We start from the raw sequence: 1,128 nt of genomic DNA, 5'->3' as shown, positions 1-1,128 counted from the left end.
AAGTTTCCTCTAAGGCTTGGAGTAATGGACTTAACCCCGCAGAGGATGAGTTTCAACGCTTTAACGGCTATGGTATTCCACCGGCTAAAAATGGGGACTATGCTTTTTTGCTGCATATTGTCAGGTCTTTGCAAGATAACGGCAAAGGGGCGATTATTTTACCGCATGGCGTGCTGTTTCGGGGAAATGCCGAGGCGGAAATTCGCCAAAATCTCTTGAAAAAAGGCATAGTTAAAGGGATTATTGGACTACCGCCAAACTTGTTTTATGGAACTGGTATTCCTGCCTGTATTATTGTCTTAGACAAGGGAAATACTGAGAATCGCTCTGCTATTTTCATGATTGATGCGAGCAAAGGATTTGTCAAAGACGGCAATAAAAACCGATTGCGGGAGCAAGATATTCATAAAATTGTCGATGTCTTCAATAAACAGCTAGAAGTGGCGAAGTATTCCCGCCTGGTTCCCATAGAGGAAATAGCGGCTAACGACTATAATTTGAATATTCCCCGTTATATCGACAGTCAGGAAACAGAAGATATTCAGGCGCATTTATTGGGGGGGATACCTCAGCGAGATGTCGCAGCTTTGAGCGATTATTGGCAAGTTTACCCGACCCTACAAGCAGATTTATTTGATGTGGCGGATATTCCCGGATACTTCCGGCTGAAAATTCCAGGATCAGAAGTGAAAACGGTGATTTTTTCTCATGCTGAATTTATCAGTTATGGGAAAGAAATTCAAGGGGTGTTTGAGACGTGGCAAGAAAAACACACCCCTTTGCTGAAAGCTATGCAACCGGGAGATAAACCCAAGGCGATTATTTACCAGCTGGCGGAGGATTTGCTGCAAGGATTTACAGGTAAAAGTCTGATTGATAAATATGATGTTTACCAGCACCTGATGACTTATTGGGTGGAAACTATGCGGGACGATGTTTATATTTTGGTTGAGGATGGCTGGAAGGCGGAACTGAGGGCGGTGACGAATAAAAAAGGTGCAATTACGGGTTATATCTGCGAACTGATTCCCCAGGAGTTGATGATTAACCGCTATTTTCAAGAGGAACAAGCAGCTATTGCAGAGTTAGAAACTACGAAAGATGAAATTGTCCGCCAGCAGGAGGAAC

Annotated in this window: 1 protein-coding gene; it reads left to right on the top strand. The window is 43.4% G+C overall.

Annotation, left to right across the window (positions count from 1 at the left end; genetic code table 11):
* The coding region (locus VB654_RS24860) for an N-6 DNA methylase (protein ID WP_323216508.1) at window positions 1-1,128 on the top strand (1,128 nt) is incomplete at both ends.

Source organism: Nodularia sp. UHCC 0506, assembly GCF_034931045.1.
Taxonomy (GTDB): domain Bacteria; phylum Cyanobacteriota; class Cyanobacteriia; order Cyanobacteriales; family Nostocaceae; genus Nodularia.
Note: the sequence above shows the minus strand (reverse complement) of the source record. Positions and strands in the feature narration are given on the sequence as shown.